This is a genomic window from Aminobacter sp. MDW-2 (assembly GCF_014250155.1).
Classification (GTDB): Bacteria; Pseudomonadota; Alphaproteobacteria; order Rhizobiales; family Rhizobiaceae; genus Aminobacter; species Aminobacter ciceronei.
Genome location: NZ_CP060197.1, coordinates 182,925 through 197,785, shown reverse-complemented (window position 1 = coordinate 197,785; position 14,861 = coordinate 182,925). Strand labels below are relative to the sequence as shown.

Sequence of the window (14,861 nt, the reverse complement as noted above, 5' to 3'; positions counted from 1 at the left end):
GCGTCCGCCCTCACATGCCGTAGCCAAAGCTGGCGACGTAGCGTCGGCCCTTGACGGACTGGCCGGCGCCCTTGGACGTGAGCGGCACCGCGACTTCGTTGGGGCTGTCGCGCATGTCCTCGACCGCGGCATCGATGTGCAGCGTGTAGCCGGCGTCGAAAAGCGCGTCAGCCAGGTCGAGTGTGATCTCGAGCTTGCGACCGGCCCCCACACTGGCCCCCGTTATGCCGTTGATCTCGGCGATGTTGCCGCGCGTCGCGCGGTACCAGTCGCTGAGATGCTCGTAGTATTTGGACTTGCCCCCCGCCATCCAGAGGGTGCCGGCATAGGCGCCCTTTGGATCGGTGACATAGATGGCGAGATAGGCTCCATCGCCGCCGTAGTTGTTCAGGGTGGTCGTCAGCGTCACCGGCCGCGCCATCGCTATGCCGGGAAGGGTGAGTGCGGTGGTGAGCGCCAGGGCGGCGAATATCGTTCTCATGACGAAGTCTCCAGGATTCGCGGGAAAGGTGGCGGGTGGCTCAGTTCACCTTGACCTTCGGCGCTGCGCCGCTGCCGAACAGGCCGTTGTTCGGCGGGGCAACTGTGCCCGCCCGAGCGGGTCCGACCGCGGCACCGCCCCGGTATCCGTCGTCATCATCGTCATCATCGTCGCTGTCGTCGTCGTCATCGCCTTCGTGATGACCGTCGTCATCGTCGCCACGGCCGAGGCGGGGGCCATGATCCCGGTCAAGGCGGCCGTCATCGCTGGCGAACAGCAGGTTGGCGCCCTCATCGGAAGCGTCCTCGACGGTCTCGCGAGATGCGTGAGGCTGCGCTGCGTCATGCATGGCGCTCCACGCCGGAATGCCAGCGCCCACGGCCAGCGCAGTCGATGCGAACAGGATGGTGAATGTCTTCTTCATGGCAGGGTCTCCTTTTCTGATGGTTTCGTTCTGAAGGCCTCGCCTGATCCCTTCCTGACGGAAACGGAGTTTCTGCTTCAGCTTGCCGTCAGGAATCTAAAGGCCCCGTCGCAATGGCGAGGCCTCGGAAAGCACCTGCTTGTCCGGACGAGGGATCAGACGATATCGCCAGGACCAGCAGGTCTCTTCCGGCCCGTAACCAGGGCGCAGGCAAGGTTCTCCCGGTGGCGGAACGTCGCGAGCGCCATGCCCCCAAGGTGCAAGGTGACAAGGGGCAACATGGCGTTCGCCAGCGTCTTGGGGATCTCCTTGAGTGGCCCTTTGGCCTCGCCTTCCGCGTCGACGTCTCCCTGGCCAAGCCCTCGCCGTCGTCATCGTCCGCAAGCACCGGGGCCACGAACTGCAGCAGGTGGGTTGCGGCTGCGGCGCGGGCCGGCTCTTCCATGAGCCATCCTGTGAAGGCCGTTCCGGACAACGTCACGAGCAGTGTGATGATCATGGCCGCGCCTGCCGGGTTGTGGCCCAGGTAGCGCACCTCTCGCCCCTGGCGACATGGGCGACGTAGGTGAGCATGGCGGCGGGACTCCGGACGAACTGACCGAAACGGGCGTAGCGGCTCCCGACAAAACCCCACACGATTGCGAAAGTGATGCGGAACAGCGCCGCTACCACTTAGCCCGCGAACTCGTGAACCGGCTGTATCTCCTCGGCGGTGAGCCAAGCCGTGGCGAAGGCACCGACCAGTGGAAGATGCGGACAAGCGGTCCCATACCCCGACCCGGTGGGCGGGGTTCTGTGCGACACCGTCGCGGGCGATGGCAGGTCATTGATCGTTATTGTGGGTTTTTCCCTCGCGAGGCCGATCGCCGTCCCTGTGTTCGATTTCCAGTATATCGAGGGTTGCCGGATGAACTGTCGCTTCGATCTGTTGCCCCCTGAGATCGGTACCGTCGATCTCGTAACAGCCGTCATCGATCTTGATCCGTCGCACCGTCCAGCCTTGCTGCGCCGCCAGGGCGGCAACGGCCTCCCTCGGCTTCCAGTCGGCCATCGGCACGAAGCACTCGTCATCGGCCATCGCGCTGCCGACCGGGAAGGCCGTGACGAATGCGAGAATTGTCAGGACGAGCCGCATGGCGAATTACTCCGTTCACCTGGATTTGCGCTGAACCTGCAGGGCCAACCTTACGGCACCCTGAAGTTAGCCCTCTATTCGCTTCAGCAACCCGTCAGGAAAATCTGATAGTAGAGGCAACGGCAGCGGAACAGGTGTGAATATGCGAATCCTGCTTGTAGAGGACGACGCCGTGCTGGGCGCCGCCGTGCGCGACCAAATCGCTGGGGACGGCCATTCGGTCGACTGGGTCACCAGGTTAGACGGGGCACGCGACGTGATGGCGAGCGCGGGCTATGACCTCATCCTGCTCGACCTCATGCTGCCCGACGGAAGGGGCATCGTCTTCCTCAAGACGCTGAGGAATTCGGGGGACGTCACGCCCATCATCATCCTCACCGCGCTCGACCAGGTCTCCGACAGGATCGAGGGCCTAAAGGCCGGAGCGGACGACTATCTCGTGAAGCCTTTCGACCTCGATGAACTTTCCGCCCGCATCGGCTCCGTCGCCCGCCGCTATTCGGGCAACCCGAACCCTATCATCCGGCATGGTGCGCTCAATATCGACCTCGCGCGGCGGAGCGTGCTCCGGGAGGGCAAGCCCGTTCAGCTTACCTCGCGCGAATGGGCACTGCTGGAGGCCTTCCTGACGCGTCCCGGCCAGCTCCTGTCTAAGCCGCAGCTGGAGGAGAAGCTCTACGACTTCGACGTCGAGATCGAGAGCAACACGATCGAGGTCCATGTGAGCCGCCTTCGGAAGAAGCTGGGCACCAACCTCATCGAGACCGAGCGCGGCCTCGGCTATAGGCTTGCGCGGGCATGAGGGGGGCGCGAAGCCTCCAGGGTAGGCTCCTTCTGTCGCTCGGAGCAGTCCTGCTCGTGGTCTGGATCGCCGCAGCCTGGGCAACCGCCGTCCTGCTGAGGCACGAGATCGAAGAAGTCTTCGATTCCTTCCTGCAGGAAACCGCGCAGCGCCTGCTTCCGCTTGCCGTCCTTGACGTCGTCGGGCGCGAGGATGGTGACACTGCCAGCCAGAGACTCGGAGCGATCCGAAGCCATGACGAGCTTTTCACCTACGTGGTCCGCGACGACAAGGGCAAGGTCCTGCTCCGGTCACACGCGGCCGACCTCTCCACCTTCCCGCCATATACAGGAGCGGGGTTCGGCCGGACCGCAACGCACCGCCTCTACAGCGAAGAAGCTCTGCAGGGCACGATCCGCATCACGGTTGCGAAGTCGCTGGCACATCAGGACGCGGTTATCCGCGAAATGCAGATGGGCCTCGGCTTGCCCGTCCTGCTAGTGATTCCCACCGCGTTTGCGGCTGTCGCCTTCGCGGTGAGACAGAGCACCCGTTCGCTGCGGGCCTTCCGGGACCAGTTGGAGACCCGCAGCGAGAAAGACCTCGCCCCGGTTGCCTCCGGCGACCTGCCGAGCGAGGTCGCCCCGATGGCGGCTAGCATGAACGCACTGATCGAGAGGCTTCGAGCAGCGTTCGAGGCGGAGCGCAGCCTTACCGCCAACACTGCCCACGAACTCAGGACACCGCTCGCCGGAGCGATCGCCCAGGCCCAGCGCATCCGAAAGGAAACCGCCGAGCCTCAGACGGCCCAGCGCGGAGCCGACATCGAGGCGACGTTGAAGCGGCTGACGGCGCGCGCCGAGCGGCTCATGCAACTGGCGCGGGCGGAGGGGGGACGGCTGAACCTGGACCGGGAGTCCGACCTGCGCGATACACTGGACGTCGTGATCGGAGACATGCGCCGGAACGAGTCGACCGGGCGCATCTTGCTCAGGCTGCCCGACACGCCCGTCATGTCAGCCGCCGATCCCGACGCGGTCGGAATCCTCTGCCGCAACCTGGTCGAGAACGCGCTGCGCCACGGAAGCCGGTCTTCCCCCGTCGAAGTGGCCCTTTCCTCCAACGGCCTTATGACGGTGTCCAACGACGGCCCCGTCGTGCCCGCTGAGACACTGGCGAGGCTAGCGGACCGCTTCGAGCGCAGCGGCGCGGCGGGCCGCGGGAACGGTATCGGCCTGTCCATCGTCTCGACCATCGCAGACCGCATGGGTGGCGCGCTGACGCTCAGGTCGCCGCGCCCAGGCTGCCAGACCGGATTCGAGGCAAGCGTCCCGCTCGCGAGCGCAGGTACTGCCGAGACAAGGACCTGAACTGAAGTTCATTCGGCCGCAACACGTCGAAAGAAACCGAAAATCCTGCATCGTATCCGCCGGTGGAACCGAGAGCTTCGAGGCAAAAAACCCACGGCGCGATCCGGGCCGATGGTCCGCGACCTTCAGCGAGGGCGCCGGTAGTGTCCGCTTTCGGGCAACGGCAAAGCTTATCTCTGCGGCCGAGATTAGGCGCAAAGCTGTCTTTCGATTTTCGCGTGCGATCCGCTCCAAGTTGAATTGGGACGTCCGGAGCGATCCAGTGCAATCCTGAAATAATGTGGGATAATGTGTGGGATGGTTATCAGGATGTTCAGAAAAATACAACAAAAACAAATGACTTCGTGAAAGTCTGGCGGAGAGAGCGGGATTCGATAATCCGCTGAAACCCGCAGAAAACCGGCATTCCGGCCGGAATTTGTTACTCAGTTTGTTACACGTTTTTGCCCCCGTCAGGAGCCCGCATTTCGTTGCGACATGGCGCCCGGCGGGAGCCTTGGCATGACTGGCCCGTCAGACCCCGCGCACATCCCGCTCGCCAGTCAACGCGCCCCTCTCGGCAAGTACAGGATCATCTGCTCTCGGTGGAAAAACAACTCCCGAGTGGAATCGTGGATTGCCGAGGACGTGGAGCACAAGCGCCTCGCGTTCGCAAAGGCGCGCGCCCTGCTGGAGCCAGGCCTGCAGGTGCTCCTATTCGATGAACGGGGCAACACCTTGCTGAATATCAGCAAGGACGTCGTGCCAGTCGATCACAACCACCCGATCTCCGTAACCCAGCTTGCCGGCCTTGGTCGCGACCCACGCGCCAAGTCTGGCGGCTATCGCCGTCGATAGACATCAGGAGGAACCATGACAGAGACACCCGCCGCCGAGGACGACGGCTTTGAATGGGCAATGGTCGAGATATTCGGCCACCGGTGCCACGCCGGCCGTGCCAGGGAGGAAGAACGGTTCGGAGCCAAGATGCTGCGCATCGATGTCCCCGCGGTCGAGTGGAAAGAGATCGATGGCGAATTCCAGCGCGTCGCGACGAAGTGGGTAAGCCGCTTCTACGGCGGTGCCTCCATCTTCTCGTTCACGCTGACCGACGAGGAGACAGTGCTTCGTGCGAACAGGCCCTACTCGCCGCCAAACCGCTTGCTCGCGCCGCCGGCTGAAACCTTCACCGAGACCGATCACAACAGCGAGGAGCAAACTAATGACCGCGAGCACTAACGCACCAGCGAACCTCGCTGATTTCATCGTGGCGGAAGTCCATCGCCAGACGAGCGAGGATGGCATCCGCCAGATGGTTGAAAAGAAGATCGGCGAGGCTGTCGAATCCGCAGTCAAAGCGGCCTTCTCCTGGGGGGATGTCGGCAAGCAGATCGAGAAAGCTGTCAGCGCGTCCCTGGCGATCGGCGGCCGGATTGACGTTCCTGCATACGGCAACATGGTCATGGGGCTGCTCCGGGCCAAAATGGACGAAAAGTTGAGCGCCTTGGTCAACGAGCGCTTGGCGACCGAGATGGATGAAATCCTGTCGCTCGCTCCAAAGGAGTTGAAGCTCACCGACGTGGTCGAGGCCCTTCGCGAAGAGATCGACGTTCAGGACCGCTACGGATCGAGTTTCACCTGCATAGTCGAGGAAAGCACAGCGGTGCTGGGCTATTGGCACATCTACCTTGATAAGGAGCAGAAGACGCGGAAGCACGAATGCGAGCTGCAGTTCGCCATCTGCTCTGAAGGCAGGATCTACAGCCTGACTTGCGACAGGAAGGACGCGAAAACCGTCATCGTCATGGGGGCGATGCACGGCTTCAAGAAGATGGTTTTCGCGGCCTACTGCTGCGGCTCCAAATTCATCGTGGATGACGCCGAGCCGTCCACCCACATCGGAGATTACTGATGCAGGCCGCCGCGGAGAAACCCGCGATGGACGTGCAGCGCGCTAATGCCATCGTAAAGGCGATCAACCAACGCGCCTTCTTCGCAATGGGCATCGCCGAAACGGTCGACACGCTTGAGGGAGTGACGTTGGCTGACATGCTCGAGGCGAAAGAAATTGTCCAGGCCGCCAACAAGGCGGCCGCGTCGATCGACGGCAAGACCGAGCTCCGCGTCGTCCCCGATGATCGCCTGATAGCGGCTGCTTACACCCTCGAACACTATTGGCCCGACAACGAGGCCATCGTCGTCGTCCCCACACATCAATGGCCGTACAACCGCCGCGCCCTCGGCGTGGTCGGCCTCGAACCTTCCAAGGAAACCGAGCATGACTGAATGGCTCCCGTCCGAATGGATGGACGAGGTGAACCCCGCCTTGCTGGCGTCCCCCGACGCCTACATCACCCGCGAAGGCGATGCTTGGGTGCTGCGCCTGCCGAAGGACGCCTTAGACTACGAAAACCCCTTCTACCGGCTGCCGGTCGAGCCCGGCCAGGTCGTCGGCTTCAGCTGGCACGAGCCGCATGGGGATGTTCAGCTGCTGATCCACGCCGATGGCACTTGGACCGCAACGACGCCTGTACCGTCCGCCGCCACCCACTTCTTTGAGCAGGGTGAAGGGATCATCGCCAACGAGCTGGATGACTTCGTAACGGGTTCCGATCGGCTGGAAGAGGGCGAGTATCATATCCAGGCCTACACCTGGGGCGATGTTTCATTCCGGTTCGAGCTAGACGTCGACGGCGCCGGCCGCTTCGTCTCCTGCGCGGGGGCGAACTGATGCCGGCCACCGAGGCACCTTGCTACACCTGCGGGCAGACGCGTTTGTTCCGCCACACCCATGAACAGGCGCACGGGCTGCCAGGCACACACATGGCCGGGTCCGAGCGCTTCACATGCACAACCTGCGGCGAGTCGATCACCGCCGGGGAAGCCTATCCACCCCTCAACTTCATTTTCGATGGCGTCGAGCAGGGCTCCGCCACCAGCGGAGGCTCACACTGATGGCGCGCGATTTCGTACCTGACATCATCATCGAGCGCGGCGTCGAGCTGTGGTGCCGTGCCTTGCGAGCTCCGAGGTTCGACAACGGCGCCCCGTCGTTCATGGCCTCTGGTCTGGCTGCAATCAACTCGGAGACGGCAATAGCCAAGGTCGACGACTATGGAGCGGCCATAGAGCGCTTCCGCGCGATCCTCACTGAAAGGCTCAAATTCCTGCGCGACAATGCAGGCAAGCCGACCGGCAAAGAAAGCCAGTATGGGCCGGAAACCTACCACTTCGATCGATGGCTTTCCGTCGACTATGGCCCCGAAAAAAACCTTGCTGAGGCGGCGACGGCTGCTGGCCTGCCCACCAAGGCTTTCTCTTGGAAGTCGACTGTAACGCTCCTCTCAAACAGTGTCTGCGCGAGCTTCGGCTACGGGGCCGAGGACCGGTATCATTACCCCCTCAAGGACGGCTCTTGGCTCATCTGTGACCTACGCGGCGGCGATATGCCGGCGATCATAAAGGCCGTCGAAGACGGGCGCCTGCCGGATATGATCGTGGAGCGCGCCGATGGGTGAGAAAACCGCCATTTCGTGGTGCGACCACACGTTCAACCCGTGGCTCGGCTGCACGGCGGTCTCACCGGCGTGCGATGGCTGCTACGCCGAGGCGCTGATGGACAAGCGCTTCGGCCGCGTCCAGTGGGGGCCGCACGGGGAGCGACGGCGCACGTCGGCCGGCAACTGGCATCAGCCCATCCGCTGGAACAAGAAGGCCCTCGCGGATCTACAGGCGTGGGAGGACAGCAAAGAAGCCGCTGCGGAGCTTCGGGGGGTACGCCCAGCGCCGCCGTTCGTCTTCTGCGCCTCATTGTCTGACGTCTTCGACAACCAGGTCGACGCGGGTTGGCGCTCGGACCTGTTCGAGCTCATGCGGAAGACGCCGGCGCTGGTCTGGCTGATGCTTACCAAACGCCCCCAGAACATCCTCAAGATGGTCGAGCAGGCCGGCGGTCTCCCCGACAACGTCGCGCTCGGCACCACCTGCGAAGATCAAAAGCGCTGGGACATCAACGTACCGCATCTAATCTATGCCAAGTCGGAGTTGCGTCCGCAGTTTGCATTCGTCTCGGCCGAGCCACTGCTCGAGCTGATCGTGCCGCATGTGCCGATCACCCAAGAGCTGCGGCATCGCAACCTGTTCCTCGCACAGAGCGAGCTTTTTGACCCATTTCACCCGTTGACGCCCTGGGAGCTCCGCATCGATTGGATCATCACCGGGGGCGCCAGCGACCAGCCTTTGATCGGTTTCGAGGCACCTCCCACCAACCCCCGATGGGTTCGGAGGCTTCGCGATGCTTGCCAATGGATGGATACCCCGCCGCTAGAGCAGACCGCGTTCCACCATAAGCAGAACGGCGAGTGGGCAGTGTTCGACGGCGAACCTGTTCTAGACCCACTTGGCACAGCCTGGCTTTACACGTTCAACGACCTGACGACGATGCAGAAGGTGGGCCTGGAACGCGCCGGCCGGATGCTCGACGGTGTGGTTCACGATGCGCGGCCGGCGCTGCGGGGTGCCCAGCATGCGTAGCAGCTCAGCGCGAGCGCAGCACGCCTGCCTCCGCGGCGGCGGCCTCGAACGCATCTCGGGCGGCCTTGGGCTCACCCATGCCCTCCAGGGCGGCGTAGACGGCCTTCTCGGCCTTCTTCCATTTCGGGCCACGCTTGCCAGTGTCCGGTACTGGCCAAGTGTGCATCTGCTCGAGGCAAATCTCGACCGCCTTCACCTCATAGGTGATCCCAGAGTTGGCGATCAATCGCACCGGCACGGGCGGCCAGAACCACATCATGGCCAATTGTCTCCCATCGGGGGGCAGCCGTCAAAGGAGGATCGTCCATGAGCCCACGCAACAGCCGCGTGACGGCCACCCATGTCATCTATGGTTTCTGGCTGGTCTTCGAGGAAGGCGGAGGCGTCCGTCTTACACGCACTGAGCCGGCCCTCGATCGCGCGGAACGCTCGATGTTCCTCAACGCCACTCTTCCCCGCTCCCTTTGGAATACCCCGACCCTCAGGGCCAACATCGGCGTCAAGCACGGACCCGAAGGCGGTTTCAATATCGACCTAGACGTCGCGGCGGACGCGCTGCGCGCCGCCCTCGGCGTCGACGTCGATCTGCGAGTTATCGAAGGAGAATGAGACGATGAAGCACTCCACCCTTTCGGCGGCCGATATCGACAAGATCGTCGGCGCCAACATCCGCCGGATCAGGAACGTGATCGGGATGTCGCAGCAAGCTCTGGGTGACGCGCTCGGCGTCACCTTTCAGCAGGTGCAGAAATACGAGAAGGGCACCAACCGCATCAGCGCCGGCAAGCTCTACCAGTCTGCCGAGATCCTCGGTTGCAACATCACGAAGTTGTTCGAGGGCGTCAAAGGCGAGGTGCGCACCCGTGCCTGAATTGTGTAGCGAATGGCCGTCGTGTGAATGCGGCAGCGGCGGCCCCGATCTCTGCGCCACGCCGTCGGCGACGCAGAGCGATGCCGATCTCTGCCCGGTTTGCTTGGTGCCCTTCAAGGCTGGCGACACCTGCGCGACCGACATCGAGCTCGGCGAGTGCCACGCCGAATGTCTGGAGGGCTCGCCTGTCGTCGATCTGGAAACCGGAGAGCCAAGTGATGGGCCCATCACGACCTACGCCTACGAACCATACGAAGTGTCGGGTGGCAGCAAAGAGCTATTGCGACCGCTTCTTGACGCGCTGGAAAGCGACTTCGTCGGTGACAACTGCAAGAACGAGCCTAGCGACGAACCTGTCGGCGGAAGTGTTAACGGGCCGATGCAGCTAAAGTTCGGCCACATTGCCGCCCTTCGCGACTTTCTTACTTCCGCCCCTTCAGAGGCGGAGCCCATTGCCGCCCAGCGCATACGCGAAATCCTCGGGGAGGCGAGTGCCAACGATGCTGCGGCAGGCTGGCGTCCATGCACCGGCTGCCACGAGACCAACGAGGGTGCGGAGACCGGTCTCTACCCCTACAGCAACTCGTTTGGCAGCTACATCGGCGCGGGCTGCTCCGAATGTGGCGGTCTCGGCGTGCGGTGGGAACACTATTCCAAGGCCGAGCTCGACGCCATGCAGCACGAGCTTGCAGGCCCAACCACCGATGCGGACACGATTGCTGATATGGCCCAAAAGCTGTTCGACCGGCCAGCGTTCATGACCGCTCGATCCGGTCCCGGCAAGCCGAAGGTTGTGATCGAATTTACGTCACTCAGCGAAATGCAGTCCTTCCATGCTGACTTCGTCTACCTGAGCCAGACGACGAAGGCGCAGGTGTCGGGCAGCTTTGGCGTCCCGTCCGATCGACTCCAGGCGAGAGTTCCAGCGAACTGTCGAAACCGCCTACGGGACGAGGGCAAGCCTTATCCGAGAAGCGGCTGCGCGTCGTGCGGCAGCGGGCTGATGGGGTGTCCCTACGAGCCGGGAGCCAGGGCATGAAGGCGCTCACCATCTGGCAGCCGTGGGCCTCGCTCATCATGATCGGCGCCAAACCCTACGAGTTCAGGTCCTGGAAGCCGCCGCTATCGCTGATCGGCCAGCGCCTGGCTATCCACGCCGGCGCGCGGCCGGTCAGGGCGAGCGAGGTGCGGGCGCTCGTCATGGCCTTGAAGGGAAACCCCAACATGGCCAATCCCTGCCTGAAGGCGGACATAGCCCTGCCTATGCTCGATCGCGTGCTGCTGGCGCTCTCCAAGTCGCCTGACACGCTCTGGGGAACGTCCGAGCAACTCACCCTTCCGATATCCCATGTGCTGGGGACCGTCGTCGTCGGCGAGCCCAAGCGCGGCGATGAGTGCGCGGCCGAGTTCGGCGAGGCCGCCGGCAACGACAGCGACAGGGAAGGCACCTTCAATTGGGGCTGGCCCATGCTCGACATCAAGCACGAGGAGCCGCCTCGGCAAGCGAAGGGGGCGCAGGGCCTATGGGATTGGCGATGAAGGCCGCCGGCACGCCCTACCATCCGACCTCAGCTGACTGGCGCGAGGCGTTTGACATGCTGTGTGGCCACTGCGCCGCTCAGCCGCGGTGCGAGATCGTCGAGAGCATGATCGAGCTCAAGAGCGGCGGCCAGTGGCCAGGAGGTGGCTGGGTCCACAATGCCGGCGCCGGTGTGACGTGCCTGTCGTATGAGGCGCGGCCGGCCACGCCGATGCCGCGCCAGCAGCGGCGGGCCATGTGTCGCCAGAAGGAGGCCGAGCTGCCTCCGGTGTGCGACGGCTGCGCCGCTCGCAAGGGAACGGACGCGTCGGTGAGCCTCCACACCCAGCGCGACTACCAGGCGGCCGTGCGGAATCGATCTCCGTTCGTCTGCCATCAGGATCCAGAAGGAAAACGACTGTGCGGCGGCTGGTGTCGCGCCATCCGCCAGAGGGAAGCATGACGATCACCGCCAACAACATCATCGAAGCTCTCATAGCGTCGTCATCCGCGAAAATATGGGCCAAGGAGCTGGCGTTCTTCGGCGGTGATAGCCGGATCGACTTCTGGACGCTTGAGCCGACAGCGTCCCAGCAGTTCCGAGCCACGGCCTATGAGGTGAAGATCAGCCGGGCCGACTTCAAGCGCGACAACATCACGAAGCAGGGCGGCGCACTCAGATGGTCGGATCGGTTCTGGTACGTCACGCCGCCGGGTATCCTCAGCAAGGCCGATTTGCCGCCGTGGGCCGGCCTGATGGAGTGGGATGGGACGTTCTTCACGATCATCCGCCGGGCGCCCAAGCGCTCTAAGGCGGAGCCGGATTGGGCTTTCGTCGTCTCGCTCATGCGCAACTGTGGCGACAGTCGCCGCGACGTCGAGATCCTGAAACAGGAGGCCGCATTTTGGAAGAACCGTGCAGCAACCCAAGAGCGCCTGCAGAGGCTGAACCAGACCATGGAGTTCGAGCGATGGAAGAAGCGGCACGCACCGAAGGAGCCTGCGCAATGACGGTCGAGCAGAGAGCTATCGAGGACGCGCGCCGGCGAGGCGGCATTGCCATTGCGACGGCCTTAACAATGAACTTGGGCGAGGGCCTGATGACCGTCGTCCAGATGGAAAGCGGCGAGTTCTACTGGCGTGTGACGGACGCCGGCGCCGTTCACTTGGCCAGCCAGGCCGAGGACGCGCCATATGAACCGTGACGAGGACATGGCGATCGTGCCGCCTACCGATCTGCCAAGGCCGAGCCGGCTCACGATCGGGTGCCCATACTGCGGCGCCAGCATTGAATACGAGCCGGCCGAAGACGACGCCGGCGCATTCCACGCCATGGAAGACTGGCCGGTTTGCGAGCCCTGCCAGATCGTCATCGACGTCCCACCGGTCAGCATCTGCCGGGTTGAGGCCATTTACTATGCTCTGACCAACCTATGAGCGACGGTTTCAAGACCTACCTTTTCGAGTACTCGTTCGGCGGCAAGACCTGGGCGCTCGACATCCTAGCGACGTCAGAGCAGGAAGCCCGCCATCGCCTGGTAGCTGCCGCAAAAGCTGAATTCAAAGGCGAGCTCGTTTCGACCGACGCCGGGCTGTCGGTGCCTATTTGGCGCAGCCTGTTGAACTGGCTGCGGTCGCCCTGATTGCGCGCCCAGAGTATAGGGTGCAGGACAACTTGCCGTACTTGCAATGGGGTAGGGATAAGCTATTAGACGGCAATATTTTAGCAGTTCGATGAAGCACATGCATATTCCGATCTTTCTCATTAACCTCGATCGGTCGAAAGACCGCCTAGCAGCAGTTACGGCCAGCGCCCACGAGTATGGGCTACAGATTACACGCATTGCTGCCGCTGATGGGCGTGCCCTCGACGAACAGCAGCTTCGAACCCTCGACGAGCCCAAGTTCCATGAGATGTGCGGGAAGGGCGTCCTGTTGCCGGAGCTCGGTTGCTACATCAGCCACCTGCAGGCACTGAAACAGATAGCCGAGGGCACGGCGGAGATGGGCGTGGTGCTAGAGGATGACGTGCGATTCACGCCCGATTTCGCGCCAATGCTCGATCGCTTGTCGCGTGTCGGCGGCTGGGATGTGGTGAAGCTGATCAATCATCGCACCGTCGGCTTTGTGCGCCATTTGAAGCTGACCGATACCTACTCGCTTGGCCGATGCCTTCACGGCTCCATGGGCAGTGCCGCAGCGTACGTTGTTCGGCGGGATGCGGCTCGCAAGCTCCTGGTGGCGATGGAAAAGATGTCGTTGCCATACGATGTCGAACTTGAGCGCGCGTGGATCCACAAGGTCGACTTCTTCACGCTCGACAATGCGGTTGTCCGCATCCTCTACGCGGAAAGCACCATTGCGGGCATTGGTGCCTACAAGCGGATGAAATTCCCCTTCTATCGGCGTTGGCGCACCCTCATCCACAGAACGGTCAATTACCTCCAGTGCGTCGCCTACGCCGTCTCGTCGAGCCGGCTTCACGTCGTTGCAAGGACGGAACAGGCGGACGAGGGCGCCGAAGCGGTCAACGCGGCCTAAGGCCGACTTCTAGCTTGATGCCAACATAAAGTTGGCGGCATAATAGGAGCATGTTCCTATATCAGGCCGCGCCAGGCATCCCATATTACGCGATCCGCTTTTCGGATATCGCGCCCGAATTCATCATGGGCGGGAGCTGCATTGTATGCCGCAGGTGCGGTCCGATCGATCGCGCGCGTGTCGAAGCGCGCTGGGGCAAGGAATCGTTCCTCCGACGCGTTGACCGCAAGCTCCACTGCCTTGGCTGCGGCAACCCCTACGAAAATCGGTTCACTGTGGTCGGCAAGGCGCTTACGCCCGCAGATTTCCCAAGCGGCTCAAAAGCCTCGGGCGCGGCCGTAGGCGTTGCTGGTGCGCCCCTGCCGCAAGGCATCATGGTCGAGGACGTGGGTGACGCTGACAACGCGGTGCGAGCGGCCGGCCTCGCGGCATCTTGAGCAGGGCAGCTTGTGGTGGATGTCGCGCTGCTCGGCGCTGTGCTTCTCGCCAAGCACGTCGACCAGGGTATCGATCGAGAGTGTGGCCACATGGTCGCATGCAGCGTTCTCGCAGCGGACCTGCAACGTCTTCCCGGCCTTCTTGAGTTCGCCGAGAGTGGCCACTTTCAGTGGCCGCCGGCCGAACTCATCAGCACCAGGGCGCAGAGAGCCAAAGCGAAGCCGATGTAGGCCAGCGCAACAGAGGCTGCGCGTGAGATAGGTGATCGATCCTGGCCCGCAAACTGCGACAGCGCGCCGGCGAACCCTGCCCAAAGGGCCAGTGTGCGTTCGATACCCCCACCGAATGTGACAATCCCGATGAGCACGAACAGCGCCAGAGCGGCGGCGCAAATGGCCATGATTTCGTTGCGTACGAGCATGTTTCCTCCGTTGTCGATCAGGCTTGGCCTGGCCCTTTGAACTTGCGAACGAGTGTTTCGAGTACGATGTCGGCTACCCACATCGCGCAGGTGCCAATCAAGAAGGCGATTGCACCGTTGGTGACGTCCGAGGCCTCTGGCAGAGGCCACCCGATCGCACGGAGATAATGTGCAGTCGGCATTGCCAAATAGCCGGCAGCCAGCGCGCCACAGATGGGTGAGGCGATGATTTCGCGTGGCTCGTAGCGTCGACGCGACAGCGCGCGCAGAACGCCGCCTAGCAGGCCGGCAATGACCAGTGGGGCCTTGATGCCCAGGTAGTCGAAAAGTTCTTGCACTGGCTTTACCATTGGCTCGACGGCCGATCT

The 14,861-nt window shown here is 62.9% G+C and carries 26 protein-coding genes; 19 read left to right on the top strand and 7 right to left on the bottom strand.

What is annotated here, in order from left to right:
- Nucleotides 1-10: 10 nt before the first annotated feature.
- The 3 genes from H5P29_RS01035 to H5P29_RS01025 form a co-directional block, all read right to left on the bottom strand.
- Nucleotides 11-481: a DUF2271 domain-containing protein gene (locus H5P29_RS01035; RefSeq protein WP_154384612.1), complete on the bottom strand. Its 471-nt coding sequence runs from the start codon at nt 479-481 to the stop codon at nt 11-13.
- Between the two features lie 40 nt (nt 482-521).
- Nucleotides 522-905 (bottom strand): hypothetical protein, encoded by a 384-nt coding sequence (locus H5P29_RS01030; protein ID WP_154384613.1) that lies wholly within the window; start codon nt 903-905, stop codon nt 522-524.
- Between the two features lie 823 nt (nt 906-1,728).
- The gene (locus H5P29_RS01025; protein WP_154384614.1) at nt 1,729-2,040 is read right to left on the bottom strand and encodes a PepSY domain-containing protein; all 312 of its coding nucleotides are present in this window, start codon (nt 2,038-2,040) and stop codon (nt 1,729-1,731) included.
- Between the two features lie 142 nt (nt 2,041-2,182).
- Between H5P29_RS01025 and H5P29_RS01020 the strand changes: the two genes are divergently transcribed.
- The 9 genes from H5P29_RS01020 to H5P29_RS00980 all read left to right on the top strand — a co-directional run bounded on the left by H5P29_RS01020 (nt 2,183) and on the right by H5P29_RS00980 (nt 8,703).
- Nucleotides 2,183-2,842 (top strand): response regulator transcription factor, encoded by a 660-nt coding sequence (locus tag H5P29_RS01020; protein ID WP_067965767.1) that lies wholly within the window; start codon nt 2,183-2,185, stop codon nt 2,840-2,842.
- Between the two features lie 56 nt (nt 2,843-2,898).
- On the top strand, nt 2,899-4,191 hold the full coding sequence (locus H5P29_RS01015; RefSeq protein WP_246787009.1) for an ATP-binding protein: 1,293 nt from the start codon (nt 2,899-2,901) through the stop codon (nt 4,189-4,191).
- Between the two features lie 501 nt (nt 4,192-4,692).
- A complete protein-coding gene (locus tag H5P29_RS01010) occupies nt 4,693-5,028 on the top strand; it encodes a hypothetical protein (protein WP_154384616.1) in 336 nt (111 codons plus the stop codon).
- Between the two features lie 15 nt (nt 5,029-5,043).
- Entirely contained in the window at nt 5,044-5,409 is a 366-nt protein-coding gene (locus tag H5P29_RS01005) for a hypothetical protein (RefSeq protein ID WP_185910224.1), read from the top strand.
- Nucleotides 5,393-6,082: a hypothetical protein gene (locus H5P29_RS01000; protein WP_154384617.1), complete on the top strand. Its 690-nt coding sequence runs from the start codon at nt 5,393-5,395 to the stop codon at nt 6,080-6,082. Before H5P29_RS01005 ends, H5P29_RS01000 begins: the two co-directional genes overlap by 17 nt.
- A complete protein-coding gene (locus tag H5P29_RS00995) occupies nt 6,082-6,456 on the top strand; it encodes a hypothetical protein (RefSeq protein ID WP_154384618.1) in 375 nt (124 codons plus the stop codon). Before H5P29_RS01000 ends, H5P29_RS00995 begins: the two co-directional genes overlap by 1 nt.
- Nucleotides 6,449-6,901 carry a hypothetical protein gene (locus tag H5P29_RS00990; protein WP_154384619.1) on the top strand — a complete coding sequence of 151 codons (453 nt, stop codon included), beginning with the start codon at nt 6,449-6,451 and terminating at the stop codon, nt 6,899-6,901. Before H5P29_RS00995 ends, H5P29_RS00990 begins: the two co-directional genes overlap by 8 nt.
- A 223-nt stretch (nt 6,902-7,124) precedes the next feature.
- Entirely contained in the window at nt 7,125-7,688 is a 564-nt protein-coding gene (locus H5P29_RS00985; RefSeq protein WP_154384620.1) for a hypothetical protein, read from the top strand.
- Complete coding sequence (locus H5P29_RS00980; protein WP_154384621.1) at nt 7,681-8,703, top strand: DUF5131 family protein; 1,023 nt, start codon at nt 7,681-7,683, stop codon at nt 8,701-8,703. Before H5P29_RS00985 ends, H5P29_RS00980 begins: the two co-directional genes overlap by 8 nt.
- 4 nt (nt 8,704-8,707) lie before the next feature.
- Here the strand turns inward: H5P29_RS00980 and H5P29_RS00975 are convergent, their stop codons facing one another.
- Nucleotides 8,708-8,962 (bottom strand): DUF982 domain-containing protein, encoded by a 255-nt coding sequence (locus tag H5P29_RS00975; RefSeq protein ID WP_154384622.1) that lies wholly within the window; start codon nt 8,960-8,962, stop codon nt 8,708-8,710.
- 47 nt (nt 8,963-9,009) lie between these two features.
- Between H5P29_RS00975 and H5P29_RS00970 the strand changes: the two genes are divergently transcribed.
- The 10 genes from H5P29_RS00970 to H5P29_RS00925 all read left to right on the top strand — a co-directional run bounded on the left by H5P29_RS00970 (nt 9,010) and on the right by H5P29_RS00925 (nt 13,634).
- Nucleotides 9,010-9,312: a hypothetical protein gene (locus H5P29_RS00970; protein WP_154384623.1), complete on the top strand. Its 303-nt coding sequence runs from the start codon at nt 9,010-9,012 to the stop codon at nt 9,310-9,312.
- 4 nt (nt 9,313-9,316) lie between these two features.
- Entirely contained in the window at nt 9,317-9,574 is a 258-nt protein-coding gene (locus tag H5P29_RS00965) for a helix-turn-helix domain-containing protein (RefSeq protein WP_154384624.1), read from the top strand.
- Nucleotides 9,567-10,613, top strand: coding sequence for a hypothetical protein (locus H5P29_RS00960; protein ID WP_154384625.1), 1,047 nt, complete (start codon nt 9,567-9,569; stop codon nt 10,611-10,613). The genes H5P29_RS00965 and H5P29_RS00960 overlap by 8 nt, the downstream gene beginning before the upstream one ends.
- Nucleotides 10,610-11,113, top strand: coding sequence for an ASCH domain-containing protein (locus tag H5P29_RS00955; protein ID WP_154384626.1), 504 nt, complete (start codon nt 10,610-10,612; stop codon nt 11,111-11,113). The genes H5P29_RS00960 and H5P29_RS00955 overlap by 4 nt, the downstream gene beginning before the upstream one ends.
- Nucleotides 11,110-11,556, top strand: a complete 447-nt coding sequence (locus H5P29_RS00950; RefSeq protein WP_154384627.1) for a hypothetical protein — start codon at nt 11,110-11,112, stop codon at nt 11,554-11,556. The genes H5P29_RS00955 and H5P29_RS00950 overlap by 4 nt, the downstream gene beginning before the upstream one ends.
- A complete protein-coding gene (locus H5P29_RS00945) occupies nt 11,553-12,104 on the top strand; it encodes a hypothetical protein (RefSeq protein WP_154384628.1) in 552 nt (183 codons plus the stop codon). Before H5P29_RS00950 ends, H5P29_RS00945 begins: the two co-directional genes overlap by 4 nt.
- Nucleotides 12,101-12,298 (top strand): hypothetical protein, encoded by a 198-nt coding sequence (locus H5P29_RS00940; RefSeq protein WP_154384629.1) that lies wholly within the window; start codon nt 12,101-12,103, stop codon nt 12,296-12,298. Before H5P29_RS00945 ends, H5P29_RS00940 begins: the two co-directional genes overlap by 4 nt.
- Complete coding sequence (locus tag H5P29_RS00935) at nt 12,288-12,530, top strand: hypothetical protein (RefSeq protein ID WP_154384630.1); 243 nt, start codon at nt 12,288-12,290, stop codon at nt 12,528-12,530. The genes H5P29_RS00940 and H5P29_RS00935 overlap by 11 nt, the downstream gene beginning before the upstream one ends.
- Entirely contained in the window at nt 12,527-12,736 is a 210-nt protein-coding gene (locus H5P29_RS00930) for a hypothetical protein (RefSeq protein ID WP_154384631.1), read from the top strand. The genes H5P29_RS00935 and H5P29_RS00930 overlap by 4 nt, the downstream gene beginning before the upstream one ends.
- A 100-nt stretch (nt 12,737-12,836) precedes the next feature.
- Nucleotides 12,837-13,634, top strand: a complete 798-nt coding sequence (locus H5P29_RS00925) for a glycosyltransferase family 25 protein (RefSeq protein ID WP_185910223.1) — start codon at nt 12,837-12,839, stop codon at nt 13,632-13,634.
- 317 nt (nt 13,635-13,951) lie between these two features.
- Here H5P29_RS00925 and H5P29_RS00920 read toward each other — a convergent pair whose 3' ends face one another.
- The 3 genes from H5P29_RS00920 to H5P29_RS00910 are packed head-to-tail and all read right to left on the bottom strand — an operon-like array spanning nt 13,952 to nt 14,843.
- Nucleotides 13,952-14,236 (bottom strand): hypothetical protein, encoded by a 285-nt coding sequence (locus tag H5P29_RS00920; protein WP_154384633.1) that lies wholly within the window; start codon nt 14,234-14,236, stop codon nt 13,952-13,954.
- A gap of 2 nt (nt 14,237-14,238) precedes the next feature.
- Nucleotides 14,239-14,493 (bottom strand): hypothetical protein, encoded by a 255-nt coding sequence (locus tag H5P29_RS00915; RefSeq protein ID WP_154384634.1) that lies wholly within the window; start codon nt 14,491-14,493, stop codon nt 14,239-14,241.
- Between the two features lie 17 nt (nt 14,494-14,510).
- A complete protein-coding gene (locus tag H5P29_RS00910; protein WP_154384635.1) occupies nt 14,511-14,843 on the bottom strand; it encodes a hypothetical protein in 333 nt (110 codons plus the stop codon).
- Between the last annotated feature and the right edge of the window lie 18 nt (nt 14,844-14,861).

Excerpts from the sequence above, each read along its gene's own strand:
- H5P29_RS01000 (WP_154384617.1), top strand. The coding sequence starts at position 5,393 with ATGACCGCGAGCACTAACGCACCAGCGAACCTCGCTGATTTCATCGTG.
- H5P29_RS01005 (WP_185910224.1), top strand. The coding sequence starts at position 5,044 with ATGACAGAGACACCCGCCGCCGAGGACGACGGCTTTGAATGGGCAATG.
- H5P29_RS00910 (WP_154384635.1), bottom strand. The coding sequence starts at position 14,843 with ATGGTAAAGCCAGTGCAAGAACTTTTCGACTACCTGGGCATCAAGGCC.
- H5P29_RS01035 (WP_154384612.1), bottom strand. The coding sequence starts at position 481 with ATGAGAACGATATTCGCCGCCCTGGCGCTCACCACCGCACTCACCCTT.
- H5P29_RS00955 (WP_154384626.1), top strand. The coding sequence starts at position 10,610 with ATGAAGGCGCTCACCATCTGGCAGCCGTGGGCCTCGCTCATCATGATC.
- H5P29_RS01010 (WP_154384616.1), top strand. The coding sequence starts at position 4,693 with ATGACTGGCCCGTCAGACCCCGCGCACATCCCGCTCGCCAGTCAACGC.
- H5P29_RS00915 (WP_154384634.1), bottom strand. The coding sequence starts at position 14,493 with ATGCTCGTACGCAACGAAATCATGGCCATTTGCGCCGCCGCTCTGGCG.
- H5P29_RS00965 (WP_154384624.1), top strand. The coding sequence starts at position 9,317 with ATGAAGCACTCCACCCTTTCGGCGGCCGATATCGACAAGATCGTCGGC.
- H5P29_RS00950 (WP_154384627.1), top strand. The coding sequence starts at position 11,110 with ATGAAGGCCGCCGGCACGCCCTACCATCCGACCTCAGCTGACTGGCGC.
- H5P29_RS00935 (WP_154384630.1), top strand. The coding sequence starts at position 12,288 with ATGAACCGTGACGAGGACATGGCGATCGTGCCGCCTACCGATCTGCCA.
- H5P29_RS01030 (WP_154384613.1), bottom strand. The coding sequence starts at position 905 with ATGAAGAAGACATTCACCATCCTGTTCGCATCGACTGCGCTGGCCGTG.
- H5P29_RS00930 (WP_154384631.1), top strand. The coding sequence starts at position 12,527 with ATGAGCGACGGTTTCAAGACCTACCTTTTCGAGTACTCGTTCGGCGGC.
- H5P29_RS00985 (WP_154384620.1), top strand. The coding sequence starts at position 7,125 with ATGGCGCGCGATTTCGTACCTGACATCATCATCGAGCGCGGCGTCGAG.
- H5P29_RS00975 (WP_154384622.1), bottom strand. The coding sequence starts at position 8,962 with ATGATGTGGTTCTGGCCGCCCGTGCCGGTGCGATTGATCGCCAACTCT.
- H5P29_RS00945 (WP_154384628.1), top strand. The coding sequence starts at position 11,553 with ATGACGATCACCGCCAACAACATCATCGAAGCTCTCATAGCGTCGTCA.
- H5P29_RS00995 (WP_154384618.1), top strand. The coding sequence starts at position 6,082 with ATGCAGGCCGCCGCGGAGAAACCCGCGATGGACGTGCAGCGCGCTAAT.
- H5P29_RS00925 (WP_185910223.1), top strand. The coding sequence starts at position 12,837 with ATGCATATTCCGATCTTTCTCATTAACCTCGATCGGTCGAAAGACCGC.
- H5P29_RS00970 (WP_154384623.1), top strand. The coding sequence starts at position 9,010 with ATGAGCCCACGCAACAGCCGCGTGACGGCCACCCATGTCATCTATGGT.
- H5P29_RS00980 (WP_154384621.1), top strand. The coding sequence starts at position 7,681 with ATGGGTGAGAAAACCGCCATTTCGTGGTGCGACCACACGTTCAACCCG.
- H5P29_RS01020 (WP_067965767.1), top strand. The coding sequence starts at position 2,183 with ATGCGAATCCTGCTTGTAGAGGACGACGCCGTGCTGGGCGCCGCCGTG.
- H5P29_RS01025 (WP_154384614.1), bottom strand. The coding sequence starts at position 2,040 with ATGCGGCTCGTCCTGACAATTCTCGCATTCGTCACGGCCTTCCCGGTC.
- H5P29_RS00990 (WP_154384619.1), top strand. The coding sequence starts at position 6,449 with ATGACTGAATGGCTCCCGTCCGAATGGATGGACGAGGTGAACCCCGCC.
- H5P29_RS00940 (WP_154384629.1), top strand. The coding sequence starts at position 12,101 with ATGACGGTCGAGCAGAGAGCTATCGAGGACGCGCGCCGGCGAGGCGGC.